This is a genomic window from Bacillus sp. NPDC057893, from assembly GCF_042796455.1.
GTDB lineage: Bacteria > Bacillota > Bacilli > Bacillales > Bacillaceae_G > Bacillus_A.
Genome location: NZ_JBHVNG010000002.1, coordinates 612,742 through 637,676, shown reverse-complemented (window position 1 = coordinate 637,676; position 24,935 = coordinate 612,742). Strand labels below are relative to the sequence as shown.

General features: G+C 36.3%; 28 protein-coding genes, 2 riboswitches and 1 other annotated feature. Of the genes, 4 read left to right on the top strand and 24 right to left on the bottom strand.

What is annotated here, in order from left to right:
- Nucleotides 1–344 precede the first annotated feature (344 nt).
- Together ACFVQC_RS11960 and ACFVQC_RS11955 are read left to right on the top strand one after the other, a co-directional pair.
- The gene (locus ACFVQC_RS11960) at nucleotides 345–1,619 is read left to right on the top strand and encodes a murein hydrolase activator EnvC family protein (RefSeq protein WP_377898417.1); all 1,275 of its coding nucleotides are present in this window, start codon (nucleotides 345–347) and stop codon (nucleotides 1,617–1,619) included.
- Between the two features lie 92 nt (nucleotides 1,620–1,711).
- Nucleotides 1,712–1,882: a hypothetical protein gene (locus ACFVQC_RS11955; RefSeq protein WP_377898672.1), complete on the top strand. Its 171-nt coding sequence runs from the start codon at nucleotides 1,712–1,714 to the stop codon at nucleotides 1,880–1,882.
- 30 nt (nucleotides 1,883–1,912) lie between these two features.
- On the opposite strand, the gene ACFVQC_RS11950 is transcribed toward ACFVQC_RS11955, so the two are convergent.
- The 12 genes from ACFVQC_RS11950 to ACFVQC_RS11895 form a co-directional block, all read right to left on the bottom strand.
- Nucleotides 1,913–3,268, bottom strand: coding sequence for a sodium-dependent transporter (locus ACFVQC_RS11950; protein WP_002168809.1), 1,356 nt, complete (start codon nucleotides 3,266–3,268; stop codon nucleotides 1,913–1,915).
- Nucleotides 3,269–3,379: 111 nt separating this feature from the next.
- Nucleotides 3,380–3,627: a binding site (T-box leader), on the bottom strand.
- 61 nt (nucleotides 3,628–3,688) lie between these two features.
- Nucleotides 3,689–4,306, bottom strand: coding sequence for an NAD(P)-binding protein (locus ACFVQC_RS11945; RefSeq protein WP_002168810.1), 618 nt, complete (start codon nucleotides 4,304–4,306; stop codon nucleotides 3,689–3,691).
- A complete protein-coding gene (locus tag ACFVQC_RS11940) occupies nucleotides 4,281–5,033 on the bottom strand; it encodes a sirohydrochlorin chelatase (RefSeq protein WP_377898416.1) in 753 nt (250 codons plus the stop codon). The genes ACFVQC_RS11945 and ACFVQC_RS11940 overlap by 26 nt, the downstream gene beginning before the upstream one ends.
- Nucleotide 5,034: 1 nt before the next feature.
- The gene (cobA, locus tag ACFVQC_RS11935) at nucleotides 5,035–5,811 is read right to left on the bottom strand and encodes a uroporphyrinogen-III C-methyltransferase (RefSeq protein ID WP_377898415.1); all 777 of its coding nucleotides are present in this window, start codon (nucleotides 5,809–5,811) and stop codon (nucleotides 5,035–5,037) included.
- An 86-nt stretch (nucleotides 5,812–5,897) separates the two neighbouring features.
- Complete coding sequence (locus ACFVQC_RS11930) at nucleotides 5,898–6,098, bottom strand: DUF3906 family protein (protein WP_002149479.1); 201 nt, start codon at nucleotides 6,096–6,098, stop codon at nucleotides 5,898–5,900.
- Nucleotides 6,099–6,108: 10 nt separating this feature from the next.
- Nucleotides 6,109–7,731 (bottom strand): nitrite/sulfite reductase, encoded by a 1,623-nt coding sequence (locus tag ACFVQC_RS11925; RefSeq protein ID WP_377898414.1) that lies wholly within the window; start codon nucleotides 7,729–7,731, stop codon nucleotides 6,109–6,111.
- Between the two features lie 12 nt (nucleotides 7,732–7,743).
- Nucleotides 7,744–8,337 carry an adenylyl-sulfate kinase gene (cysC, locus tag ACFVQC_RS11920; RefSeq protein WP_377898413.1) on the bottom strand — a complete coding sequence of 198 codons (594 nt, stop codon included), beginning with the start codon at nucleotides 8,335–8,337 and terminating at the stop codon, nucleotides 7,744–7,746.
- Between the two features lie 12 nt (nucleotides 8,338–8,349).
- Nucleotides 8,350–9,486 (bottom strand): sulfate adenylyltransferase, encoded by a 1,137-nt coding sequence (gene sat / locus ACFVQC_RS11915; RefSeq protein ID WP_377898412.1) that lies wholly within the window; start codon nucleotides 9,484–9,486, stop codon nucleotides 8,350–8,352.
- A 39-nt stretch (nucleotides 9,487–9,525) separates the two neighbouring features.
- Nucleotides 9,526–10,230: a phosphoadenylyl-sulfate reductase gene (locus tag ACFVQC_RS11910; protein WP_002149489.1), complete on the bottom strand. Its 705-nt coding sequence runs from the start codon at nucleotides 10,228–10,230 to the stop codon at nucleotides 9,526–9,528.
- An 87-nt stretch (nucleotides 10,231–10,317) separates the two neighbouring features.
- Complete coding sequence (locus ACFVQC_RS11905; RefSeq protein WP_002149491.1) at nucleotides 10,318–10,461, bottom strand: YezD family protein; 144 nt, start codon at nucleotides 10,459–10,461, stop codon at nucleotides 10,318–10,320.
- 72 nt (nucleotides 10,462–10,533) lie between these two features.
- A riboswitch (SAM riboswitch) is annotated at nucleotides 10,534–10,642 on the bottom strand.
- Nucleotides 10,643–10,763: 121 nt separating this feature from the next.
- Complete coding sequence (lysA, locus tag ACFVQC_RS11900; protein WP_377898411.1) at nucleotides 10,764–12,080, bottom strand: diaminopimelate decarboxylase; 1,317 nt, start codon at nucleotides 12,078–12,080, stop codon at nucleotides 10,764–10,766.
- Between the two features lie 180 nt (nucleotides 12,081–12,260).
- Nucleotides 12,261–12,442: riboswitch (Lysine riboswitch) on the bottom strand.
- A gap of 89 nt (nucleotides 12,443–12,531) precedes the next feature.
- The gene (locus tag ACFVQC_RS11895; RefSeq protein WP_033717986.1) at nucleotides 12,532–12,927 is read right to left on the bottom strand and encodes a DUF3888 domain-containing protein; all 396 of its coding nucleotides are present in this window, start codon (nucleotides 12,925–12,927) and stop codon (nucleotides 12,532–12,534) included.
- Between the two features lie 253 nt (nucleotides 12,928–13,180).
- Here ACFVQC_RS11895 and ACFVQC_RS11890 point away from each other — a divergent pair, with 253 nt between their 5' ends.
- The gene (locus ACFVQC_RS11890; protein ID WP_002149496.1) at nucleotides 13,181–15,067 is read left to right on the top strand and encodes an LTA synthase family protein; all 1,887 of its coding nucleotides are present in this window, start codon (nucleotides 13,181–13,183) and stop codon (nucleotides 15,065–15,067) included.
- Nucleotides 15,068–15,232: 165 nt separating this feature from the next.
- Entirely contained in the window at nucleotides 15,233–15,934 is a 702-nt protein-coding gene (gene pssA, locus ACFVQC_RS11885) for a CDP-diacylglycerol--serine O-phosphatidyltransferase (RefSeq protein ID WP_002149497.1), read from the top strand.
- A gap of 113 nt (nucleotides 15,935–16,047) precedes the next feature.
- Here pssA and ACFVQC_RS11880 read toward each other — a convergent pair whose 3' ends face one another.
- From ACFVQC_RS11880 to ACFVQC_RS11825, 12 genes are all read right to left on the bottom strand, one after another.
- Nucleotides 16,048–17,019 carry a 2-hydroxyacid dehydrogenase family protein gene (locus tag ACFVQC_RS11880; protein WP_002149499.1) on the bottom strand — a complete coding sequence of 324 codons (972 nt, stop codon included), beginning with the start codon at nucleotides 17,017–17,019 and terminating at the stop codon, nucleotides 16,048–16,050.
- 148 nt (nucleotides 17,020–17,167) lie between these two features.
- Nucleotides 17,168–17,332, bottom strand: a complete 165-nt coding sequence (locus tag ACFVQC_RS11875) for a YozQ family protein (protein WP_002149501.1) — start codon at nucleotides 17,330–17,332, stop codon at nucleotides 17,168–17,170.
- A gap of 68 nt (nucleotides 17,333–17,400) precedes the next feature.
- Entirely contained in the window at nucleotides 17,401–18,420 is a 1,020-nt protein-coding gene (locus tag ACFVQC_RS11870; RefSeq protein WP_002149503.1) for a histidinol phosphate phosphatase domain-containing protein, read from the bottom strand.
- 12 nt (nucleotides 18,421–18,432) lie between these two features.
- The gene (gene hisE / locus ACFVQC_RS11865; protein WP_002149505.1) at nucleotides 18,433–18,756 is read right to left on the bottom strand and encodes a phosphoribosyl-ATP diphosphatase; all 324 of its coding nucleotides are present in this window, start codon (nucleotides 18,754–18,756) and stop codon (nucleotides 18,433–18,435) included.
- Between the two features lie 11 nt (nucleotides 18,757–18,767).
- Nucleotides 18,768–19,073: a phosphoribosyl-AMP cyclohydrolase gene (gene hisI, locus ACFVQC_RS11860; protein ID WP_002149506.1), complete on the bottom strand. Its 306-nt coding sequence runs from the start codon at nucleotides 19,071–19,073 to the stop codon at nucleotides 18,768–18,770.
- Entirely contained in the window at nucleotides 19,070–19,828 is a 759-nt protein-coding gene (gene hisF, locus ACFVQC_RS11855) for an imidazoleglycerol phosphate synthase cyclase subunit (protein WP_377898410.1), read from the bottom strand. The genes hisI and hisF overlap by 4 nt, the downstream gene beginning before the upstream one ends.
- Complete coding sequence (gene hisA / locus ACFVQC_RS11850) at nucleotides 19,822–20,541, bottom strand: 1-(5-phosphoribosyl)-5-[(5-phosphoribosylamino)methylideneamino]imidazole-4-carboxamide isomerase (RefSeq protein WP_377898409.1); 720 nt, start codon at nucleotides 20,539–20,541, stop codon at nucleotides 19,822–19,824. Before hisA ends, hisF begins: the two co-directional genes overlap by 7 nt.
- The gene (gene hisH / locus ACFVQC_RS11845) at nucleotides 20,514–21,143 is read right to left on the bottom strand and encodes an imidazole glycerol phosphate synthase subunit HisH (RefSeq protein ID WP_377898408.1); all 630 of its coding nucleotides are present in this window, start codon (nucleotides 21,141–21,143) and stop codon (nucleotides 20,514–20,516) included. Before hisH ends, hisA begins: the two co-directional genes overlap by 28 nt.
- Nucleotides 21,144–21,728: an imidazoleglycerol-phosphate dehydratase HisB gene (gene hisB / locus ACFVQC_RS11840; protein ID WP_377898407.1), complete on the bottom strand. Its 585-nt coding sequence runs from the start codon at nucleotides 21,726–21,728 to the stop codon at nucleotides 21,144–21,146. It abuts the gene before it with no gap.
- Complete coding sequence (hisD, locus tag ACFVQC_RS11835) at nucleotides 21,728–23,017, bottom strand: histidinol dehydrogenase (protein ID WP_002149513.1); 1,290 nt, start codon at nucleotides 23,015–23,017, stop codon at nucleotides 21,728–21,730. The genes hisB and hisD overlap by 1 nt, the downstream gene beginning before the upstream one ends.
- 11 nt (nucleotides 23,018–23,028) lie before the next feature.
- Complete coding sequence (gene hisG / locus ACFVQC_RS11830; protein ID WP_033717989.1) at nucleotides 23,029–23,664, bottom strand: ATP phosphoribosyltransferase; 636 nt, start codon at nucleotides 23,662–23,664, stop codon at nucleotides 23,029–23,031.
- The gene (locus ACFVQC_RS11825; RefSeq protein WP_002149516.1) at nucleotides 23,640–24,902 is read right to left on the bottom strand and encodes an ATP phosphoribosyltransferase regulatory subunit; all 1,263 of its coding nucleotides are present in this window, start codon (nucleotides 24,900–24,902) and stop codon (nucleotides 23,640–23,642) included. The genes hisG and ACFVQC_RS11825 overlap by 25 nt, the downstream gene beginning before the upstream one ends.
- Between the last annotated feature and the right edge of the window lie 33 nt (nucleotides 24,903–24,935).

Genomic DNA, 24,935 nt, shown 5'->3' with positions numbered 1-24,935 from the left:
AATAAGTTTGCCCGAATACAAATAATTTTCTTGACAAAAATAAAACCCATGTGAGAAAACCTAACATGAGAACGATCCCTCACTAGTGATTTAAAGGTTTTTAAAGTAATGTTTCACCATCGAAAACTCCATCATTTTCCATGTTTTTTTTAGAACAAAATAGAAAATGGTGCATTTTTGTATGCATGCTAAAATTTCACTTTATGACAAACACTACGAAAAGATACTAAATTCCGACAAAACTTAGCAAATTTATAAAGTTTTCTTTACATTATGATTACAACGATAGACACCCTTCTTCTTCTTATGATATATACATTCATAGGGAAAGGAGCAAGACAACAATGAAAAAGAAATTTGCAGCATTTAGTGTTTTAGCAGCTGGAACGATTTTCGTTTCCCCGTTACTTTCACCCGTATACGCTGAAACGAATGAAAATAAATTATCTAATATTCAATCCGAATTAGAAGGCAAACAAAATGACTTACAAAATAAATCAGCTGAGAAAGAACAAATAGAAAAAGAAATCCAGGAATTTCAAAAAAAAATCGACGAATTAACTACTTCTATTACTAAAAACGAAGCTGAATTAAACGATACGAAAAAAGAAATTAGCAAAACACAGCAAACAATTGCTGAAAAAAAGAAACATATAGAGCAATTACAAACAAACATAGATACACGTCAGGAAGTTATTAAACAACGACTACAATCTATGCAAGAAAAACCTCGTACAAATATCATTACAGAGGTATTAACAAGTTCTGCAAATATCGCTGATCTTGTTGATAATATATATTCTGTAAGTTTAATTTTAAATAACGATACCGATATTGTGAAAAAGCAAACAGATGATCAACATGCTGTAACGACAGAAAAAGAGGCTGTTGAGAAAAAAGAACAACAACTGAAAGAATCTGAACAAAAATTAGAGCAAAAACAACAAGAGTTACAAAATAACCAGCAACAGCAACAAACTCTTATTAAAGATCTACATACGAAAGTATCAAAAGTAGATTCCGAGATTGAAGGATTAGAAGAGTCACAAGGTATTTTAGAAAACCAGCGTCAAGCTGTTCAAAAAGCAATTGAAGAAGAAAAACGTGCGGAAGAAGCTCGGAAAGCGGAAGAGGCACGCAAGGCTGAGGAAGCAAAAAAACAAGCCGCCGCTTCTGCTAAAGAAAGCACACAATCCGCACCAACACCGCAAGATACGAACAAAGGTGGATTTATTAAACCAGCGGCTGGATCAAAAACTTCTGGATTCGGCACACGTTCTTTAGATAACCATAAAGGAATCGATATCGCAGCTCCGGGAACAGTTCCAATTATTGCCGCTGCAGATGGCGTTGTTATCCGTTCAGAATTATCCTCTAGTTACGGAAACGTTGTTTACTTATCTCACCGTATTAACGGAAAAACATATACGACAGTGTATGCACATATGAGTAGCCGCTCTGTATCCAATGGACAAACTGTAAAACAAGGCGACCAACTTGGCTTTATGGGAAATACCGGTCAATCTTACGGACAACATTTACACTTCGAACTTCATATTGGAGAATGGAATGTTGGTAAGACAAACGCAGTTGATCCGTCTCCTTATATCGGATTATAAAAAAACTCGGTGCATACCGAGTTTTTTTACTACCATTTCACACTTTGTAGGCATTTTACATAAACTACAACTAAATGCCTATATTTTGCGGGGTGATTAATATAAATACACAATTACAAGAAGAAATAGAAGAAGCTAGAGAAACATACATCGGCCGATTATTTACATTCGGCGGCTCAGCGTTATTTTTAATTGGATCATTTATCGCAGTTGTCACAGCTTATAAAGCATATAATCGCTTATTAAATACTTCTACAACATAATAAAAAGACGGAGAAATCTCCGTCTTTTTATTATGCAAACATTTTAAATACGCCTACCGCATTTAAAAATACGATAATTACAGTTACCGGAATAACATAACGAAGTAAGAAGAACCAAATGTTAAATAATGTTTTCCCTTTCGTTTCCGTAACTTCTAATTCTTTCATTAATAACTCTTTACTCATTTTATTTGGTACGAATAGCGAAATGGCTAATACTCCGAGTGGCAGTAACACATTACTTACCGAAAAATCGACGAAATCAAAGAATGTCTTACCAAATATTTTCACATCACTCATAATTCCAAACGATAACGCTGATGGAATTCCAACTGCAAAAATAAGAATACCAATTAATAACGAAGCTGACGGACGCTTCTTCTCATTATCTTTCGCAACAGATGCTACTACAATTTCAAGCATTGAAATCGCAGATGTTAAAGTCGCAAAGAAGAATAAAACTAAAAACATAATGAAGAAAAATTGTCCAAATGGAATTTTCGCAAAGACAGCAGGAAGAACGATAAACAGTAGCCCTGGTCCTTCTGTCGGTTTAACTCCTAATGCGAAAATCGCCGGAAAAATCGCTAATCCTGCAAGTACTGTAACAAATACAGTTAAACTTACAATAGATGTTGCTGATTTAGCTAAATGCTCTTCTTTCTTTAAATACGAACTATACGTTACCATTACCGAGGCACCTACCGTTAGTGAGAAGAAAGATTGTCCCATCGCATATAAAATCGTATCTGCTGTAAGCTTTGAAAAATCTGGTTTTAAGAAGAACTCTACCCCAGCCATAGCACCATCAAGTGTTAACGCACGAATAATGATAGCAATAAATAAAATGAATAATAGCGGCATCATGTACTTACTTGCCTTTTCTATGCCTTTTTCCACACCTTTACTAACAACAAAAATGGTACAAAGCATAAAAATGAATTGCGCCCCAATCGCACTTACTGGATTTGCAATTGTTTCAGCAAACAATTGCCCATAATCGACTACTCCGTTCCAGAAACTACCTGTGACACTATAGTATAAATAAAGTAAAATCCATCCACCTACAACACTATAAAAAGATAGTACGCTAAAACAAGTAACAACCCCCATACGACCAATCCAAGGATATAACTTGCTATTTGGTACTAATACTTTATAAGCTGTAACTGCCTCTTTTTGAGTACTACGGCCAATAACAAATTCAGCTACAAGAAGAGGCATACCAATAAATAAAGTTAATAGTAAGAATACAAGGAAGAACGCGCCTCCCCCTCCATTACCTGCAACATATGGAAACTTCCATATTGCCCCAAGACCTACTGCGGCTCCCGCTGCTGCGAGTACAAAGCCTATTTTCGACGTCCATTGCTGTGTTTCTTTCATTATAATTTCTCCTTTTCTGAATATTTAAACTTTTAACAATTATACACTTTCATTTCATACTCGCACACCTCCTTTAGAAAATAAAAAAGTCCCCTACACGCAAATATGCATGTAGAGGACGATATATGTAATATAAATACCGTGGTACCACCTCAATTGGATTGATAAATCCCACTTGTTCAAGTACAGGAAAATTCCGATACTCTATCCTTTTAACGGCGGAACCCGGGTTGCCTACTGCAATGTTCAGCATACCTCTCGCAAGCCCATTCTGTATATTTTATCGTACCGGGCTCACACCTTACCCCAGCTCTCTGAACGCATCAAATATACGTACTCTTCTTGCTCATCGATTTCATCTATTGAAGTTACTTGTGATTATAAATTATATTCTTATAGTTGTAAAGCACAATTTATTCATTATCCTATATGAACCTTTCTCTCTAATTCTTGTAAAAACAATTCTCTTTTTTCTCCATTTAGAACATATACTGACTTTAATACTTCTTGTAATAATATATTTCTCTGCCGCTTATCTACTTGTAATTCTTTCACTTTTATTCTTACTTCATATAAAAAATTAAGATACGCTTCATATGTCTCATCATATTTATTTGCGATATCGTCACGAATTTTTTTCGCCAATTTCGGGCTTGCTCCTCCTGTAGAAACAGCTACATTAAGCAAACCACGATGAAACGCCGCCGGAAAATGAACATTTCCACTTTCCGGATTCGTAATAACATTTACCAATTGATTTACCGAGACATCTTCAGCAATTTGTTCATTTAGTATCGAATCGCTAGTCGCTGCAACTACTAAAAAAGCATCTTTAATATCACTTTTCTCATACTCTCTTTGATACCAACGAATTTGCTTTTCTTCTACAAGTTTCACTAAATTCGCATCTAATTCTGTACTTACCACAACTATATCCGCACCTTGTTTTAGTAAAGGAATAATTTTAAACCCTGCTACTTTCCCTCCACCAATGACAACAACACGTTTCTTATCAACTCGCACTGTAAGTGGATACATATTGATCCCCCTTCAATATTTTCTCTGTTTTCTGAATTAACATCTCTCGAAACGCTACATTCTTTCCTAAATATGGACTTATTTTTATCTCTTCCGACTCATATTGACGCACTTCTTTCTCAACATGTTTCATGAGTAAACCTGTAAATAATAAGTAAGGTAACACAACAATGTTCCGTTCTTTTTGTTCTACAATTTCTTTCAACTTCTCATCAAACTTCGGCTCCGCGGCTGCTAAATAACAAACTTCCACCTCTTTAATGTTCTCTTCTTTTTGAAATAAAGAAGAAATCCACTTTATGTCTTGTAAAGTTTCCGGATCACTACTCCCTCTTGCAACAAGCAAAAGTGTTACTTCTTCTTCATAGTCTTTAATGCCACTTCCGTTATATACCGCTTTTACAAGCACTTCTGATACACCAAATGGATTACCATACACTATTTTGATATCCGGATATTCTTCGTTTAACTTTCGTAATTCAAGCGGAATATCTTTCTTTACATGTCCTGCTGCTAATAAAAAAACAGGAATAGCGACAATCTCTGTAGCACCACGCTTCACGCATGCACGAAATCCTTCTTCAATAGAAGGACTCGCTAGCTCTAAAAAACAAATTTCTTGAATATTTGCCTCTACACGGTTCATACATGATGTAATAAATGCAACCGCTTCTTCTTTTGCTGCTTTCAAACGGCTTCCATGACATATATACATAACAGCCTTCATTTTACAATACTCCACTTACTTGATATGCATTTTCCGTTTGTTTCTCAAACCAATGTATCTTTTCTCTAAAACGGACAACTTCTCCAATAACAATCATACTCGGATTTTGAATTCGTTCTTTTTTGGCAACATCTACAATTGTTCCTAACGTCGCTGTAACAGTACGCTGCATAGATGTCGTCCCCCACTCAATGATAGCGGCAGGTGTACTTTGATCTTTTCCGTGTTTTATTAGTTGTTCACATATGTAAGGTAAATTACTAACCCCCATATAGACAGCTAATGTATCTACACCTTTCGCTAAATTTCCCCACTTCACTTCCTCTTCAGCATCCTCTTTTCTATGTCCTGTCACAATAGCAAAACTTGCACTTGCATCGCGGTGCGTTACTGGAATTCCAGCGTAAGCAGGAGCAGCTATCCCAGCTGAAATACCAGGAATAATTTCAAATGGGATACTTTGCTTCGCTAACGCTTCAGCTTCTTCTCCACCTCTTCCAAATACAAATGGATCTCCGCCCTTAAGCCTCGTTACAACTTTTCCTTTTTTCGCATATTTAATAAGAAATGTGTTAATTGTCTCTTGCTTCATCGTGTGATAATTTGGGAGTTTCCCGCAATAAATTAAATCCGCTTCAGGCTTTGCATAAGAGAGCAATTCTTTATTTACGAGACGGTCGTACAAAATAACATCGGCCTTCTCGATGCATCTCAACCCTTTAACAGTAATTAAATCCGGATCGCCAGGACCCGCTCCAACGATATAAACCTTCCCCATCATCTCTCCTCATTTCTACTATTAAAGTGAAACTTCCATCCTTTTATATGAATGGAAGTTAGAATACTTTCGTATTACAATGTTATTTACTCATGAACAACAAATGCCGCACCTTTTCGAATCTTCTTTTTTTCAAACAAAGAAATCTCCTTTACTTCTGGCAACGGTAAAAAATGCTTTTCAAGCTCAATCTCCGCAAGCTTAAATGCGTGTTCTTCACTTTGAGCAACAACGACTATCGGAACAACACTATTCGCTAATACAGCTTCAAATCGATATAAATCCATATTGTCCCTCCTAAGACGCTATTACTTCTTCTACTACACGATTTAGTACAATTTGTAATTCTTCCACTCCAACACGTCCGACGAAATCATAAAACGTTTCGGCTAGTAATTTATTCTTTTGGAAATAACTTAAAAAGGACACGAGAACATCCGGCAAATCTTCTCCATCTATTTTCCCTTTTAATTTTTCGTTATATGCTCCTCCGTCTAATAGCGTTCCGCCCACATATATTTCAAACGCCTCAACGATTCCCTTTTCCTTTGTTTTCAGTTTCACTCCTTGCAAACCAATATCAGCAATTTGACGTTGACCACAGGAATTCGGGCATCCTACCATATGAATTCGAACTGGAACATCGAGTGCAATTTGTGTATCTAAGTACTCTGCGATTTTGCGTAATCTTTCTTTCGTTTCTACTAACGCAAGATTGCAATACTCAATACCAGTACATGAAACCGCATGACCAATAAATGATTTCGGATTTGCAGAAATCGCTTCAAACAACGGTTCACTTAATAATCCAGCAACATTTCCTGGCGGAATATTCGGAACAATGAAGTTTTGAGAGTTACAAGTTCGAATTTGCCCGTTTCCATATTTCTTTGCAATTCTTGCAATCTCAAACATTTCCTCTGCATGTAAACGCCCTACCGGTACATTAAAGCCGACATACTTTAATCCTTCTTGTTTTTGATCTTGAACACCATAAAAGTATCCTGCATTCCAGCCTTTGAGAGCACTTTCCCCTTTACTTTGCAATGGGCCTGTGTATTCTACTAGTTTCTCTTTAAATTTCTCAGCGCCCCAGTCAGCGATAAGAAATTTCAAACGTGCTAAGTGGCGTTTTTCACGATATCCAAAATCACGGAATATAGTAGCAATTGCAATCGATACTGCCTTCACTTCTTCTGGTAAAATGAATACATCTAATTCTTCCGCTAAGTACGGACGAGCTGATAAGCCTCCGCCTACTTTTATATGAAACCCAACTTTTTTCTCACCATCTATTTCTTTCGTAGCAGGTGTAAATGCAACACAGTTAATCTCTGCATTTGCTGAATTATAAATGTTAGAACTAATAGACATTTTAAATTTACGTGGTAGATTAGAAAACTCTTCATTATGTTGGAAATAGTCATATACCTCTTTCACAATATGCGTTGTATCAAACAGTTCATTCGCATCAATTCCAGCAAGTGGATTACCTGTAATATTACGTGTTATATCACCACACGCCCCTGCTGAAGATAATCCAACTCTTGCTAATCTTTTAAAAATATCTGGAATTTGCTGAATTTCTAACCAGTGAAACTGAATCGCCTGTCTTGTCGTAATATCTATTACATCGCGTCCATAATCCTCAGCGATAGAAGCAAGCACTTCTGCCTGCGCGTTTGTAATAATCCCTGAAGGAATATTTACACGCATCATAAAATAGCCAGCTTCTTTCGGTCTTTGCAAATACAATCCTGCCCACTTAAATGCGTCCCACTCTTCTTTCGGAATAGATTCGAATCCATTTTCTGCGTAGTATGGAATATCATTAAAAATTTCCAAACCATCTTTTTCTAATTTATTTTTCTCAGTCTGATTTAATTTTTCATTATTAGCCCATACTTTTTCATAGCTCATTTTTAAATCCCCCTATATAAAACTACGCTCTTGTAAGTATTTCACTATTTGTTCTGCACATTCTTCAATAGAATACTTGTGCGTTTCTACAATTAATTCTGCTTGTTCTGGTTCCTCATACGGTGAATCAATTCCCGTAAACTCTTTAATATCACCTTTTCTCGCCTTTTTATAAAGTCCTTTCGGATCACGTTTCTCACACTCTTCAATCGGACAATTCACAAAGACTTCAATAAACTCATCTGCCGCTAATAGATCTCTAACTTGTTTTCTGTCTACTCGAAATGGTGAAATAAACGCTGTAAGGACAACAGTTCCTTGATCTACAAATAACTTCGCCACTTCGCCAATACGTCTTATATTTTCCATGCGATCACTTTCAGAAAAACCTAAATCTTTATTTAAACCTTGGCGAATATTATCCCCATCAAGCACATAATTTCCGATATTCTTTTCAAATAGTTTACGAGCAACCGCATTCGCTACTGTAGATTTACCCGAAGCTGATAAACCAGTAAACCAAATTACAAAACTATGATGCCCATTCTTCACTCTTCTCTCATCTTTTGAAACAGAAGCTGTATGCCAAGTAATATTCGTATCCATCTCGTTCTCTCCCTATTCTGTTACTACTTCTTTTTTCAAACCTTTAATTAGCACTTCCACTACTTCTTTACGACTAAATGTACTTGGCGGAATCTCACCATTTCTTAACATTTCTCTTACTTTTGTACCTGATAAAATGACACGGTCCTCTTTTCCGTGCGGACACGTTTTCGTTGAAGCCATCGCTTCACATCTCGTACAGTAAAAACTATGTTCAAAGAATAGCGGCGTAATCCCTAACTCTTCTACTGTAAAATTCGTAAAGATTTCCTGTGCTTCGTATGTTCCGTAATAGTCTCCTACCCCAGCATGATCACGCCCTACAATAAAGTGGGTACACCCAAAATTCTTTCTTACCAATGCATGAAATATCGCTTCCCTTGGACCTGCATATCGCATCGCTGCAGGAAATACCCCTAAAAAAACACGATCTTTTGGATAGTAATTCTGTAGTAATACTTCATAACTTTCCATCCTTACATCAGCAGGAATGTCATCTGATTTTGTTTCACCAACGAGCGGGTTTAAAAAGAGACCATCTACAATTTCAAGTGCCGACTTTTGAATATACTCATGGGCACGATGTACCGGGTTTCTCGTTTGAAATCCGACTACTGTTTTCCAACCCCGTTTTTTAAATCCTTCTCTCGTTTCAATTGGATCTAAATGATAAGAAGGAAATAGATTATTTTCAAAGCGTTTTATCAGAGTAATCGCTCCTCCAACGTAAACATTTGATCGTTCATATAATTTTTTCACTCCTGGATGAGCCTCATCCGGCGTTTTATATACAAGTAACGCTTCTTTTTCTTTATCTGGCACAAAAATATCTTCTATTTGAATGACACCATATACATTTCCGGCGTTGACAAGTTTTACTTCCTCTCCAACCTGTAGTTTCTCTGCTACTTCTTCTGTTACCGGCAATGTAATCGGTATACTCCATACGCTACCATTTGCTAAACGCAGCGTTTCTACTACTGAATCATAATCTCTCTTCCCTAAAAATCCTGTAAGAGGGCTATATCCTCCTGTCGCCAAAAGTTCTAAATCACTAAGCGCAATTTTGTCTAGCTCAATTTCCTTTACAATGTTCGATATGTCATATGTTTCATCAATGCGGTTTACTAATTCATTTGTTGTACTCATCTTCTTATATCCCTTCTTAGCTTTATTTCAAAATCTATCTCATTGAAAGTGAAGACCACATTCCGTCTTCATTTTCCCAGCCCATCTTCCATCTCTTGAGTCGCCACCATCACCTACAGGTAATGTACATTTCTCACACCCAATACTCGGATAGCCAACATCATGCAATGGGTTATACGGCAAACTATGTTTGTATACATATCGCCAAACTTCTTTCCAAGTCCAATGAATCAGCGGACAAACCTTAATAGATTGAAAACGACGATCTTGATTTATAAACTGTGTATGCTTACGCGTTTCTGATTGTTCCCTTCTAAGGCCTGATATCCACGCTTTTTCGGCTGCTAATGATTTTTCTAACGGTAAAATTTTTCTAATACTACAGCAAAGATTCGGATTACTTTCCCATAACTTCTCTCCATGAAGCTTCGCTTGTTCATCAAGTGTAAGTTCTGGCTGTTTTTCTATAATCTTTAATGAAGGAAATCTCTCGCGTACCTTCTTAATTAATTCGTACGTTTCTTGAAAATGAACATTTGTATCTAAAAATACAACTTTAGCAGATGGATTTACTTGGTTTATAAGATGCAATAAAACCATTCCCTCCACCCCAAAGCTACATGCATATACAATTTCATCTTTATACTCTCTATAAGCCCAACTTAATACCGATAACGCACCCTTCGTTTCATCTTCTTCAGAAAATGAAACACTATTTTCTTTCCACGTTTCGTACGTCAACATGTTTTTTCCCCCTGTAAAAGCAAAAAGACGGCTTTAACCTATTAAAAATAGATTAAAACCGCCTCTAGTTTTTCTAGTCAGCGCTTTTTACTTTAAACGGACCTTTTCACTTTTCTCTAATTGAATCACTTTTCCATCTTGCACAACAATTGTAATTGAACCATATTTCATATCAGCAAGCATCGTTTGAATTTTTTCGGACACTTCATCAAAATGTTCCCGTACGCTCACGCAAACAGCCCCCCTTTTTATTCATAAAAAAAATCTTTTCCATTTCGAAAAGACTGTTCGGTAATATATTTTACCTTATCTTTCAAAATGGATTCCATTTTGCTGGATTTAGCACCTTGCTTTCTATAAGCAGGTTGCCGAGCTTCGTAGGGCCAGTTCCCTCAGCTTCTCTTGATAAGCTTTGTATTTGTATTTTATCACAATTCTGATTTTTTTCAATCCTAGTTTTCCGATATATTTTAATTATTTTATTTCACTTTATAAAAAAGGAATTGCCCATCCGAACAACTCCTTTTCCCTATTTAAATAAGCTCTTTAATACGTATGCGATCGTTCCCAATAATATTTTCATATGTTTCACGCTCTACAACAATTTGCGATGTTCCGCCTTTCGCAAAGACGACGGCCGGTCTTCGAATACGATTATAATTATTGGCCATCGAGTACCCATATGCCCCCGTACAAGAAACTGCTAGTAAATCGGAAGAAGCAACTTTCGGTAGATTAATATCCCAAATAAGCATATCTCCACTTTCACAGCATTTCCCAGCAATCGAAACGAGTTCCTCATTCGCATCATTCCCTCGATTCGCTAGCATCGCTTCATAACGCGCGCTATATAAGGCAGGTCTTAAATTATCTGTCATTCCGCCATCCACTGATACATATTTCCGAATACCAGGAATGTCTTTCACAGATCCGACTGTATAAATTGTCGTTCCAGTATCACCTACAATGCTACGACCTGGTTCAACCCATATTTCTGGCAGCGGATATTCACATACTGTAAATTGTTCTCTCACTGCACTTGTTACAGCTCGCACATATGTCTCAAGAGTTAATGGCGTATCTGACTCTGTGTAGCGTATTCCGAATCCTCCGCCCACATTTAACACTTTTACTACATAATTCATTTGCTCTCTCACTTCTTCTAAAAATTGGCGAAGAACTTCAATTGCTCGAACAAAACCAGCCGTTTCAAATATTTGTGATCCGATGTGCGAGTGAATTCCTAGCACATTATAATTTGATTTTTGCAGAGCTAGCTCAATTGCTTGCATGGCTTGACCATTTGAAACACCAAATCCAAATTTCGAATCCTCTTGACCTGTTGTTATATATTCGTGTGTATGTGCCTCTACTCCAGGCGTTACACGGATTAATATGTTCACAAATTTCCCATGTTGCACTGCTAAATCATGTAAAATTTCTAATTCTAAGAAATTATCTACTACAAAACAACCGATATTCGCCTGAAGAGCCATAATCACTTCTTCTTCTGTTTTATTATTTCCGTGAAAATGAATGCGCGATGCCGGAAATCCTGCTTGGAGTGCAGTATATAATTCTCCTCCAGAGACAACGTCTAAAGACATATTTTCTTCACGAGCTACTCGGCACATCTCCATGCACAAGAACGCCTTGCTAGCATATGCTACTTGATAAGAGAAACCACTTTCTTTAAAAGCACGATGAAATGCTCGGCACTTTCCTCGAATAGACTCTTCATCGTATACATAAAGTGGTGTTCCGTATTGTTTTGCTAGCTGCGTCGTATCGCACCCTCCAATTTCTAAGTGTCCTTGCCCATTGATTCGGCTTGTGCCGTGTAAATACATTTAAATTCCTCCCTTATTTCCTCTAAAACTCATAACCCCAATCTTCTATTCATTGCAGCACGCTTTTAGATAGACAAAAAACGCGCGGAACAATGTTCACACGCGTTTCTTATTAGGAAAAATATATATTGAAAAAATAAACGAGTTGTTATCTTCTCAAAATAAGAAACCGCATCAACATCTCCAAATAGCTCTCCATAAAATAAATTTTATGACAGTACTACATTTATTCAATGCAGTCCCAATATATGAATAAGGTGATTATTCTTATATTTCGGCAATAGTCCCTTTCAACCTATGATCACAGATTCCATTAAATCTCCCATAGCTTACTCTTTCCTATCGCGGCCTCTACCTTTGAGAGTAGATGAGGTAAGTCTATTTAATTTTCAAACATCTAATTGTTGCTATTAACAATACCAAAGGACCATTTTATTTGTCAAACAATTTTTTATATTGTTTTTTTACAGTTTAATTTCGTATCATTTGGTAAGCGCTTTACTGCTATATTTGTCACTTCCCATTCGCCTTCTTCGTTATTAAAAGTAATTGTTACTTTTTCGAATGGTGGAACAATTTTCCCACCAACCTGTTCATACTTCGTCACTTCAATAACCGCTTGAAATAAATATGTGCCACTATACACTTTTTTTAAACGGATGATTTTAGGACATTGATAAGGTTTCAAATTCCCATATTGTTTTTCAATTGCCTTATTTATTTTTGGAAATAAAACAGAATAAAGTGCATCTTCCATAAGGGGTGCATCATATTGCGCTACTGACATACTCGGTGAGGAAAAAAGTATAACACTACTGCATACTATAAAATATAATAATTTTCGCATTATAACCTCCGTTTTATTACTCGATTCTTTCTGCGCACGATAATTATCATACATAGAAACTCCGTTTTATTGTCTCCCACTGCCCTTTTTCTACTCAATTATTATAAAAAAGCCCACAACTCTCTTTTATTTTCGTATAATGATACTCATAGTATAATAAACATAATAACGAAGGACTGTTCGTATATATAAAATGAGGCGCTAATCAAACCGGCTCACAAGAACTGTCCTGCTTTTAGGAGAGGAGTATATTATGCTACAAAATCTGTTTCCAAAACTGCGATTTGCACTAGTTGCAGTCGTTTTATTATGGATAAAAACATATATTGTGTACAAGCTAGCATTTGATATTAGAATTGATAATTTCTTTGAAGAATTTATGCTTTTTATTAACCCACTAGCTTCGTTACTTTTATTTTTTGGTTTCGCTTTATTTGCATCTAAGTACCGAAACCGAATTATTATTGGAATTAGTTTTATACTGTCATTTATTTTATTTGGAAATGCAATGTTTTACGGGTTCTATAACGATTTTGTTACTTTCCCTGTTTTATTCCAAACAAATAATATGGCTGACTTAGGAACGAGCATTAAAGAGCTCTTTACGTACAAGACATTACTTTTATTTGCAGATGCAATTATTTTAATGTTTATTTCACGTAAATTCCCATCATTTTGTGATACAACGCCACTTTCTCGTTCTGAGAAACGGACTTTCTTTAGTGGTGTAACAGCGCTATTGGCACTGCAAATTGCTGTTTCAGTTATTTATAAACCACAAATGTTCTCACGCTCATTTGATCGTCAAACTGTCGTGAAAAATTTAGGTTTATACACCTATCATCTATTCGATATTACACTTCAATCTAAATCTTCGGCTGAACGTGTATTTGCAAGTGGCGACGGATTCTCCGAAATTAAAAATTATACTGACGCAAAAGATAAGCAAGTTGATAAAAACTTATTCGGATCTGCAAAAGGTAAAAATGTAATTTTAATTTCAATGGAATCCACACAAAGTTTTGTTATTAATAAAAAAATAAATGGAAAAGAGATTACTCCATTTTTAAATCAGTTTATAAAAGATAGTTTTTACTTCGATAACTTCTATCATCAAACGGGACAAGGTAAAACTTCCGATGCTGAATTTATCGTTGAAAACTCACTTTATCCGTTAGACCGTGGTTCTGTATTCTTTACTCATGCAACAAATGAATATACTGCCACACCAGAACAGTTAAAGAAATACGGATATTCTTCCGCTGTCTTCCATTCAAACGATAAAACATTTTGGAATCGTGATGTAATGTATCCTGCACTTGGATATGATCGTTATTTTAATTTAAATGATTACGTAGGCACTGAACAAATGTCTGTCGGTTGGGGATTAAAAGATAAAGAGTTCTTTGAACAATCTATTCCAAAATTAAAATCTTTACCGCAACCGTTCTATACGAAATTTATTACTTTAACAAACCATTTTCCATTTCTTCTAAATCCAGAAGATCAATATGTTGATGAGTTTAATTCGGAAAGCGGTGTTCTAAACCGCTATTTCCCAACGGTTCGCTACACAGATGAAGCTCTCAAATTATTCATTAACCAATTAAAAGAAGAAGGACTATACGACAATTCCGTTATTGTCATTTATGGGGATCACTACGGCATTTCCGAAAACCATAATGCAGCTATGGCTCAGTTCCTTGGGAAAGACGCTATTACACCATTTGATTCTATGCAATTACAGCGCGTCCCCCTCATTATTCATGTACCTGGTCAAGAAGGAAAAGTTGTCTCTAAAGTATCAGGACAAATTGATATTAAACCAACACTACTTCATTTACTTGGTATTAAAACGAATCAATCAGTTGAATTTGGAACTGACTTATTTATAAAAGAAAAAGATCCTCTTATGGTAATGCGCGATGGTAGTTTTGTAACAGAGGATTATGTTTATACAAAAAATATGTGCTACAAAAGAAGCTCAGGTGAAGAGGCAGATGTAGCACTATGCCAGCCATATATTGAAAAAGCAAAAACAGATTTAAAACTCTCCGACAAACTGATTTATGGAGATTTATTACGATTCGATCCTAACAATCGATATAAAACTGGAACGATGACAACGAAATTTGAATAATGAAAGAAGCAACTTTATGAAAAGTTGCTTCTTTTTTACTTACACTTCAAATCTTTCACAAATTGGGAATTTTTTTCGTATGAGAAAGAAATTTATGGTATGATAAAATAAGTAAACTTTCATACACTAATTAAGAATTTATAACAGAAAGCAAGGGATCAGATTTTGTATAGAGCAGCTATTCCAAACTTATTTACGCTCGGAAATTTATACAGCGGATTTTTATCAATCGGCTATGCATCTTTAGGATATTATAAATCAGCTGCTATTTTAGTACTGATCGGGATGATGTTAGACAGTCTTGATGGTCGTGTCGCTCGTTTATTACGCGTTGATTCACAAATGGGAAAAGAGCTTGATTCACTCGCGGATGTTGTAACATTTGGCGCAGCACCTGCTGTTTTAATGTATTACACATCTTTTTCCAACTACGGAATCATTGGACTATACATAGCGGGACTATTCCCTCTGTTCGGAGCATATCGCTTAGCACGATTTAATGTAACACCATCTTCTACTTCTATGAAATATTTCACTGGAGTTCCGATTACAGCAGCAGGAGGGCTTGTCGCTTTCTTAACATTATTTTCACATACCATTCCAAAAATCGTTCTCATTACCGTATTTGTAACGTTCGCATTTTTAATGGTGAGCCGTGTTCGTATCCCAAGTTTAAAAGATGTACCAATTCCACGATATAGCATAATTATTACACTATTTTTAGTTGGAAGTATTATCACAATGTACCAAACAGGTTTTGGTAATTTTTCTGTTTTCTTATTCATTGCCATTCCACTATATATTTTGTATATGCTATCTCAATTCCTTAGACAAAGACCTTCTAAAAAAGCAAATAAAGAAAAATAAAAGAAACCTTCCGAAATTGGAAGGTTTCTTTTTATCTCGCTATTTACGCGTAGCCCGGTTGGCGAGGGCTACTAATCAGTAGAGGATGCCCCTCCACTCATTAAAGTTTCACTTTATTTTGTAACCAATACTTTTTGATTTACAGGTGTTACAGGTTCTTCACCGTTTAATACAGCTAAAATATTTCTTACTGCCATTTCAGCCATCGCATCACGCGTTTCGAATGTTGCATTCCCTACGTGAGGCGCAAGTACCACATTCTTTAATCCTTTTAGCTCTTCTGTAATTTTCGGTTCAAATTCAAATACATCAAGAGCTGCACCTTCAATTTCATTCGTTTTTAGTGCATGAGCAAGTGCAAATTCATGCATAATCGGTCCACGTGAAGCATTTATAATATATGCTGTTTTCTTCATCATTTTAAACTGTTCTTCATCAATCATATGATGTAATTTCGGATTATAAGCACAGTTAATTGTAATAAAGTCCGCTGTTTGTAATAATTCTTCCAATGTTACATATGTTGCTCCCAGTTCACTTTCAGCTTCAGGCTTACGATTTGGCCCTGTATATAAAATATCCATTCCAAATGCTTTCGCACGCTTTGCAACTGCCTTCCCGATTTCTCCAAGGCCAATAATTCCAATTGTCTTACCGTGCACTTCGCGGCCCAAGAAAAATAATGGTGCCCAGCCGTTAAATCCAGTTGTACGACATAACGTATCCCCTTCAGGAATTCTACGTGCCGCTGCTAAAAGAAGTGCAAATGTTAATTCTGCTGTCGCTTCAGTTGATACTTTTGGTGTATTCGATACTGCAATTCCTTTTTCTCCTGCATACGTAAAATCAATATTGTCGTAACCAGCACCATAGTTTGCAACAATCTTTAAATGAGGTGCCGCATCAATAACTTCTTTCGTCACCTTTGTAGAAAGTAAACTTAACAATGCATCTTTATCTTTTACACGCTCTGTTAATTCATCTAAAGAAATTAACTCTTCTTTATCGTACATTTCTACGTCATGATCCTTTAATAGTTCTAATCCGATTTCTGGAATTTTCCCTGCAACTAATATTTTCGCCACTACTAACACCTCTTCTATACAAAATAAGATATCTCTTATATTTCATTGTAAGAAATCCACATGTAAAAACCAAGGAATTTGATTATAGTTTTGAAAATCGACACTTTTTTACCCATAAGAAAAGAGGAGATTCATCTCTCCCCTCTTCTTACGCTTTCTCTTGCGATTCTTGCCCAAGCTTTGCATCGATTGTTCCTTCTGCAACTGTATCGCTAATTTGTTCCTCGATAACTGAGTTAGCTGTATTATTCGTTTCAGAAGTATAAGCCTGATCTGCCGCTTGTACCTTTTGTTTATTTTGTTGTTTCGCCATTTTCCACCCTCCTTTTCACTCTTTCTTATTTTGAACAAAAAGGGTCGTTTTCATCAAAAAATCGTGCTTCATTTTGAAATTTCCACTTCTTCCTCAAGCAATCTCATCGTTCTTACTCGTTTCGTAAATGTAGCTATGTGAGAAATATCATGATTGCGTAATGTCTTTATATTCTCTTCCACATACTTTCCTAAATCATTCGGATAATGAGCATCTGAGGATAGAGTAATCGGAACTCCATACTTAGCTAATACTTGTAAATAAAGCGGACTTGGGCACATTTCGCGCACAGGATAGCGATAGTACAATCCCGCATTTACCTCTGTCGCGGTATTCGTTTCTACTAACGCACGCGCAATTTCCTTATAATAAGAAAGCTGTTCATTCTCATCTAACCGGTAATTAAATACTTTTATGTTATCAAGATGAGCTATTATATCAAAGAGCTCAGAACGAACAGCACTTTCAACTGTAGCGAAAAACGTATGATATAAAGTATGTAACTCATGCGTATCAAAATACTCTTTCGTATCTGGATTATCAAATCCCCAGCCATCTATAAAATGGACCGAACCGATTACATAATCAAAGTCTCCTAATGCTAGTAAGCCTTTTAACTCTTGTTCACCCCCGATAAAATAATCCGCTTCAATTCCAAGTTTGAGCGTTACCCCTCGTTTACTCCATCGCTCTTTTGCTTCTTCAATCGCCTTTGTAAAATCATAAAGAGACGTTACTCTTACTTGATTTAACCATTCTTTTTGTAAACGACCAAGCTTAGAATCACTAATATCTACATACTTTTCATAATATCCTTTCGCTTCATGAAAACGATATAAATGATCGACAATACCAACTTCTTTTATACCTTTTCGCAAAGCCTCTTCTAAATATAAATCAATCCACTTCGCTGTAAATGGACCTTCCTTCACACGTTTTTGCAGGCGTTCTTGTGTTTTCATAAGCCATCCCATTGAATGTTTATCTTCTTTAAGCGGTTCATAATATTGTAGTGCATCATTTATTTTAGCAAGCCAGCCTATTGAATATGGTCCTTCCTCTAAATGAAGATGATAATCTACTTTCATCCATATTCCCCCTCATAATGTATCTATTTCTCTTCGGTCCCCTACTCTCGAAAGCTTTCCATTTCTTTCTTTCACTTCTTGCAAGACATCTTCTAATGAAATATTTTTTTCAGCTAATAGAACAAAACAGTGATAAAACACATCAACCATTTCTTTTACTAGTTCTTCTTTATCATTATTTTTAGACGCGATAATTACTTCGGTGCACTCCTCACCAATTTTCTTTAAAATTTTATCTTCACCTTTTGAAAATAAATAATTTGTATATGATTCAGGAAGCGGGTGTTGCTTTCGCTCTTTGACTGTTTCAAATAACGACTTAAGTACGCTGTCCATATTTAATCCCCCTATATAATTTTATAGTGAAAACACGTTTTTTCTCCCGTATGGCAAGCAGGCCCTACTTGCTTTACAACAACAACAATTGAATCTTGATCACAATCTAAATATAGGGATTGAACATATTGGACATTTCCCGACGTTCCTCCTTTATTCCATAACGATTGTCTCGAACGGGAATAAAACCATGTTCTTTTCGTTTCCAGCGTCTTTTCATACGCTTCTTCATTCATATAAGCTAGCATTAAAACTTCTTTCGTATCTTCCTCGACAACAACAGCTGGTATCAATCCTTTTGAAAAGTTAGGTTTCATAACCTCACCTCAACGTTTGCTTCTCTTAATTTCCTCTTCACATCCTGTACAGTCGCTTCACCATAATGAAAGATTGATGCTGCTAATGCTGCATCAACTGTTGTTTTTTGAAATACTTCTATAATGTGATCCGCATGGCCACATCCTCCTGACGCGATCACTGGGACGGAAACGCTGTTTGAAATTGTTTCTGTTAAACGAAGATCATATCCATTTTTCGTTCCATCTGCATCCATACTCGTCAGTAAAATTTCTCCTGCTCCGAGCTTAACAACGTGCTTCGCCCATTCGATTGCATCCATTCCAGTATTAAGTCTTCCGCCATTTACATATACATTCCATTTATCCTCTGCTACTTTTCTAGCATCGATTGCTACGACAATACATTGTGAGCCAAAATGTTCCGCACCTTCCTGGATTAACTTCGGATTTCTCACTGCCGCTGAGTTTATTGAAACTTTATCTGCTCCAGCTCTTAGTAAATTGTACATATCTTTAACACTTGAAATCCCCCCGCCAACTGTGAGGGGTATGAATACTTTTGAAGCAGTTTTTTCTACAACATCTATAATCGTTTTTCGCCCTTCATGTGTTGCAGTAATATCTAAAAATACGATTTCATCTGCTCCCGCATCATTGTATAAAGCAGCTATTTCAACAGGATCACCGACGTCTTGTAATCCTATAAAATTTACTCCCTTTACTACCCGCCCTTCTTTTACATCTAGACATGGTATAATTCGTTTCGCTAACATAGCTTTGTAACCTGTAACACTTCTTCTAAATCAATCGTTTTCTCGTAAAGAGCCTTACCAATTATGACTCCGTATATATTCATATCATTTAATCTTTTCACATCTTGAATAGATGCCACTCCTCCAGAAGCAATCACACGAATGCCCACGCTTTTTTGCAGTAGCTCTAATTGTTCAAAGTTCGGACCTGCAAGCGTCCCATCTTTTGAGATATCTGTAAACACAATCGTTTGAACACCTAAACTTTCCATTTGCTTTGCTAAATCAATGTAAGAAATTTCAGATATATCTAACCAGCCCCTCGTTGCTACGAAACCATTTTTCGCGTCAATTCCAACAATGATTTTCTCTTTATATAGACGAACTGCTTCTTCTAAAAATGACTTATCATAAAGGGCAGCTGTTCCTAAAATCACTTTTTCTACACCGACTAATAATAACTTCTCTACCGCTGCAAGTGATCGAATCCCTCCTCCAACTTGCACGGGAATACGTACCGACCTACATATTCTTTCAATGACGGGCAAATTTAATGACTCTCCAGCAATTGCACCGTCTAAATCAACAATGTGTAGTATTTTCGCTCCTAGCTTTTCAAATATGATCGCTTGCGCAACCGGATCTTCATTCATCACCGTTTCTTTACTAAACTCTCCTTGATACAGCCTTACGCATCGCCCTTCTTTTACATCGATAGCTGGGAAGATCTCCATGCTTCTACCACTCCTTTAAAATTTTTTAATATTTGCATGCCAATTTCGCCACTTTTTTCAGGATGAAACTGTGCGCCGAATATATTTCCTTGCGCTACAAAACCAGGTACTTTCACTCCATATTCACTTGCCCCATACACAATTTCATTCGGACAATCTGCATAATAAGAGTGGACATAATATACGAAAGAACCGTCCTCTACTCCATTCCAAAGCGATATTTCTCCTTCTTTTTTTAATTCATTCCACCCCATATGTGGAATTTTATAAGGAACTTTTAACTTTCGAATAACACCTGGCAATAAATTTAATCCATTACAATTTTGTAGTTCCTCACTTTTTTCAAATAAAAGTTGCATTCCTAAGCAAATACCCAGAAGCGGTTTTCCTAAGCTCCCAACTTCTTTTAGCACACATACTAAATCTTTTTCTTCTAAAACGCCCATCGCTTTTGGAAATGTGCCTACTCCTGGTAAAATAACTCCATCACTTCTCAATATTTCTTTTTTATCATCCGTTATGATGTACTCTGTTCCAATATATTTTAATGCTTGTTCCACACTACGAATATTTCCCATTCCATAATCTATAATTGCAATCAATTACAACATCCCTTTCGTTGAATTTACACCAGTAATGTTGGCATTTTTATCGACTGCCTCTCTAAGCGCTCGACCGAACGCTTTAAATAGAGCTTCAATTTTGTGATGTGTATTGCTTCCGTATAGAATGCGAGCATGTAACGTAATATTGGCAGCATGGGCAACCGCTCTAAAAAATTCTTCCGTTAATTCTGTGTCAAAATCCCCTAGCTTCGGATTTGTTAATTCACCTTGAAATACAATATATGAGCGCCCGCTTATATCAATCGCGACAAATCCTAAAGATTCATCCATCGGTACATACGCTGAGCCGTAACGGTTAATCCCCTCTTTATTTTGCAATGATTCTTTCAAGCAAGTTCCGAGTACAATTCCAACATCTTCAACCGTATGATGAGCATCAATGAATACATCACCTTCAGCTTCAACTTGCAAACCGAATCTTCCATGCCTAGCAAATAAAGTTAGCATATGATCAAAAAATCCAACTCCTGTTTGCACAGAAACATTCGTACTTTCATCAAGTTGCAAACTTAATTTAATTTTTGTTTCCGTCGTCTCACGTGCTTGACTATATTGACGCATTATTCTTCCTCCTTAAACCTAATTTGGATCGCTCTTGCGTGTGCATGTAAACCTTCTTTATTTGCAAGTTCTACAATATGATGCTGTACACTTCTTAACGCTTCTTCCGTATAAGAAACGAAGCTTGATTTTTTAACGAAATCATCGACGGATAACGGAGAGAAAAACCTTGCCGTTCCACTTGTCGGTAATACGTGATTCGGCCCCGCCAAATAATCTCCAAGCGGTTCAGGTGCATATGGACCAAGAAAAATTGATCCAGCATGCTTTACATAAGCTAGAGCATTCATTGGCTCTTTTATGTGTAACTCTAAATGTTCTGGAGCGATTTCATTTGATAAATGAAACGCATCTTCTAAAGAAGAGACAATAAAAATTGATCCATTTCTTTTTATTGACTCACGAGCTATTTCACTTCTTGGTAACGTCTCTAGCTGTCTTTTTATTTCTCTTTCTACTTCTTTAGCAAGCTGTACATTCGTTGTAATACAAATAGCAGTCGCTCTCACGTCATGCTCTGCTTGTGATAATAAATCAGCAGCAATATATTCGGCATTTCCTGTTTCATCTGCGATAACTACAATTTCTGATGGTCCAGCAATCATATCGATATTGACTATCCCATATACTTCTCGCTTCGCTAGAGCAACATACAAATTTCCGGGTCCAACTATTTTATCTACTTTAGGAATCGATTCCGTTCCATATGCTAGAGCAGCAATTGATTGAGCACCACCGACCATATAAATTTCATCTACACCTGCAAGACTTGCAGCAGCTAAAATATGCGGATCAATTCCTCCTTGCCTCGGCGGTGTTACCATTACAATTTTTTTCACTCCTGCGAGTTTTGCTGGCAATACATTCATTAATACTGATGAAGGATACGAAGCAGTCCCACCTGGCACATATACACCTACATTTTCTAACGGCCGAATGAGCTGTCCTCTAATTACCCCTTCACTCACGCAATCAAACATAGATTGTCTTTTTTGCTTTTCGTGATACGAGACAATGTTTTTCTTTGCCTCTTCTAACGCTTCTAAAAAAGCTTGCTCTACAAACTTACTTGCTTGTTTTATTTCTTCTGCACTTACACGAAAATTTTTCATCTCTACACCATCAAACTTTTTTGTATAGAACGATACAGCTTCATCTTTACTCTCCCTTACGTTTTGAACAATTTCGCTTACACTTCTTTGAACAGTTTCTTCTATTATATTAGCGCTTTCTCGTAGCAATTTTATTTTCGATAAAGCCTCTTGGAAATCTTCACAAACTATCTCCATTTAAAGTCCCCCTATTTCCCTGACAAAATTTCTTGTTCCATCATATTTATAACACCGAATATTTCGTCTTTTTTAGTTTTTAAAGCTGCCTTATTTACAATCATCCGAGCTGATATCGAGCACATTTCCTCAAATACAATTAACCCGTTTTCTTGTAATGTTTTTCCTGTTTCAACAATATCAACAATTGCATCTGCCAAACCTAGAAGTGGAGCAATCTCTACGGATCCTTCTATTTTAATAATTTCTACATCCTCCCCTTTATCATGAAAATACGTAGAAGTAATGTGCGGGTATTTCGTAGCAATTCGTTTCTTTCGGTAACTCTTCGGATTATACGTAGGAATAGAAGCTACACAAAATTTACACACGCCTACTCCTAAATCCACCATCTCATATATATCTTTCTCACATTCCATTAATATATCTTTTCCAACGACTCCAATATCAGCTACGCCATGTTCTACATAAGTAGCAACATCTACCGCTTTCACTAAAATAAATGAAATGTTTGTGTTTTTACTTTTAAACACAAGTTTTCTTCCCTTGTCTTTGAGCTCTGAACAATCAATTCCAATTTTTTCAAACAGTGGAATAACATGCTTTTCTAATCTTCCTTTCGTTAACGCAATTTGAATGTTACGCATGAAGCCTCCCCTTCTTTCTGGATGATCCATTTCTCTCTCCATACATATTCCACTAGTGACTCACTCTTCGCCTCAACGACTGTCATTATTTTATTCTTGTTTGCAAATTGAAAAGTATCGTTTAAATTAGAGAATAAAGATAACTGGGCATTCTTCCCGTCCTTTTGAAGTAAATTTCGTAACCTTTCCGCTTCTGCTAATCTATTTAACTCATAATGAATCATAATATCTATTCTCTTTCGTTTATATGGTTCTTGCTGCTCTTGAAGTGCCTTAACTATTTGATTTACTTGCACCGCGAGCCCAACAGCTGGCATCATCTCTCCAAAATTTCCAATTAACTCATCATATCTTCCGCCACTAACAATCTCTTCTCCAATTTCATATATATACCCTTTGAAAATAACACCCGTATAATAATCCAAATGTTGAACCATACCTAAATCAATTGATATGTAAGAGCCATATCCTAACTGTTCAATTGTTTCATATATTTCTTTCACTCTTGCAATGGCCATTTTCATTTCATTACTTGAGGCGAGTTTTTCTGCTTCCTCAATAACATCTAAACTCCCGAATAACCTTGGTAGTTTCTCAAGTAATCTTACTGTTTCATCACACCGATCTAATTTTTTTTCTTCGATAAAATTTGAGAGACCGGCATAATTTTTACTCTCAATATATGTTCTAAGTAACTTCTCTTCTTCATCATGAATGGAGAGTTTTTTTGCAATACATTTATATAACTGCACTTGCCCAATCTCAATTGTAAAAGATTGTACCTTCAATTTTTGAAGTGCTTGAATTACGCTTATGACACACTCAATTTCCGCTCTTACATTATCAATCCCGATAATTTCAATACCACTTTGTACCATTTCATTATATTTTCCAGAAAGGGACTCGTTCGCCCGAAATACATTTCCACTATATGTCACTTTAAGAGGAGTGTCCCATCTCTGCGTTCCAATTACTCTCGCTAAAGGAATTGTCATATCTGGACGTAAAACGATAATCCGCCCTTTTTCATCAAAAAATTTATACATCTTTTCTTCATCTATCGGCCTATTTTGAAATGCAAAAACATCGTAAAATTCAATTGTAGGTGTCCTTATTTCTTCATAACCTCTACCTAAAAAGGTCCGTCTTAATTTTTGTTCCACTTCTTCAATTAACGTACATTCTTCGAATAAGTAATCCCTCGTTCCATTCGGATTTGCACGCTTCCACTTTGCCATCTCATTTCACACACCTTTCCCTCTCTAATGTAT

Excerpts from the sequence above, each read along its gene's own strand:
- lysA (WP_377898411.1), bottom strand. The coding sequence starts at position 12,080 with ATGTATTTACACGGCACAAGCCGAATCAATGGGCAAGGACACTTAGAA.
- ACFVQC_RS11870 (WP_002149503.1), bottom strand. The coding sequence starts at position 18,420 with ATGAAAGTAGATTATCATCTTCATTTAGAGGAAGGACCATATTCAATA.
- hisG (WP_033717989.1), bottom strand. The coding sequence starts at position 23,664 with ATGCGTAACATTCAAATTGCGTTAACGAAAGGAAGATTAGAAAAGCAT.
- sat (WP_377898412.1), bottom strand. The coding sequence starts at position 9,486 with ATGAGTACAACAAATGAATTAGTAAACCGCATTGATGAAACATATGAC.
- ACFVQC_RS11925 (WP_377898414.1), bottom strand. The coding sequence starts at position 7,731 with ATGAGCTATGAAAAAGTATGGGCTAATAATGAAAAATTAAATCAGACT.
- ACFVQC_RS11940 (WP_377898416.1), bottom strand. The coding sequence starts at position 5,033 with ATGAAGGCTGTTATGTATATATGTCATGGAAGCCGTTTGAAAGCAGCA.
- hisE (WP_002149505.1), bottom strand. The coding sequence starts at position 18,756 with ATGGACAGCGTACTTAAGTCGTTATTTGAAACAGTCAAAGAGCGAAAG.
- ACFVQC_RS11960 (WP_377898417.1), top strand. The coding sequence starts at position 345 with ATGAAAAAGAAATTTGCAGCATTTAGTGTTTTAGCAGCTGGAACGATT.
- cysC (WP_377898413.1), bottom strand. The coding sequence starts at position 8,337 with ATGGATACGAATATTACTTGGCATACAGCTTCTGTTTCAAAAGATGAG.
- hisB (WP_377898407.1), bottom strand. The coding sequence starts at position 21,728 with ATGCGTCAATATAGTCAAGCACGTGAGACGACGGAAACAAAAATTAAA.
- hisA (WP_377898409.1), bottom strand. The coding sequence starts at position 20,541 with ATGGAGATCTTCCCAGCTATCGATGTAAAAGAAGGGCGATGCGTAAGG.
- ACFVQC_RS11950 (WP_002168809.1), bottom strand. The coding sequence starts at position 3,268 with ATGAAAGAAACACAGCAATGGACGTCGAAAATAGGCTTTGTACTCGCA.
- cobA (WP_377898415.1), bottom strand. The coding sequence starts at position 5,811 with ATGGGGAAGGTTTATATCGTTGGAGCGGGTCCTGGCGATCCGGATTTA.
- ACFVQC_RS11910 (WP_002149489.1), bottom strand. The coding sequence starts at position 10,230 with ATGTTGACGTACGAAACGTGGAAAGAAAATAGTGTTTCATTTTCTGAA.
- hisI (WP_002149506.1), bottom strand. The coding sequence starts at position 19,073 with ATGAAACCTAACTTTTCAAAAGGATTGATACCAGCTGTTGTTGTCGAG.
- ACFVQC_RS11895 (WP_033717986.1), bottom strand. The coding sequence starts at position 12,927 with ATGCGAAAATTATTATATTTTATAGTATGCAGTAGTGTTATACTTTTT.
- hisF (WP_377898410.1), bottom strand. The coding sequence starts at position 19,828 with ATGTTAGCGAAACGAATTATACCATGTCTAGATGTAAAAGAAGGGCGG.
- hisD (WP_002149513.1), bottom strand. The coding sequence starts at position 23,017 with ATGGAGATAGTTTGTGAAGATTTCCAAGAGGCTTTATCGAAAATAAAA.
- ACFVQC_RS11945 (WP_002168810.1), bottom strand. The coding sequence starts at position 4,306 with ATGTATCCACTTACAGTGCGAGTTGATAAGAAACGTGTTGTTGTCATT.
- ACFVQC_RS11890 (WP_002149496.1), top strand. The coding sequence starts at position 13,181 with ATGCTACAAAATCTGTTTCCAAAACTGCGATTTGCACTAGTTGCAGTC.
- ACFVQC_RS11825 (WP_002149516.1), bottom strand. The coding sequence starts at position 24,902 with ATGGCAAAGTGGAAGCGTGCAAATCCGAATGGAACGAGGGATTACTTA.
- ACFVQC_RS11930 (WP_002149479.1), bottom strand. The coding sequence starts at position 6,098 with ATGGATTTATATCGATTTGAAGCTGTATTAGCGAATAGTGTTGTTCCG.
- ACFVQC_RS11875 (WP_002149501.1), bottom strand. The coding sequence starts at position 17,332 with ATGGCGAAACAACAAAATAAACAAAAGGTACAAGCGGCAGATCAGGCT.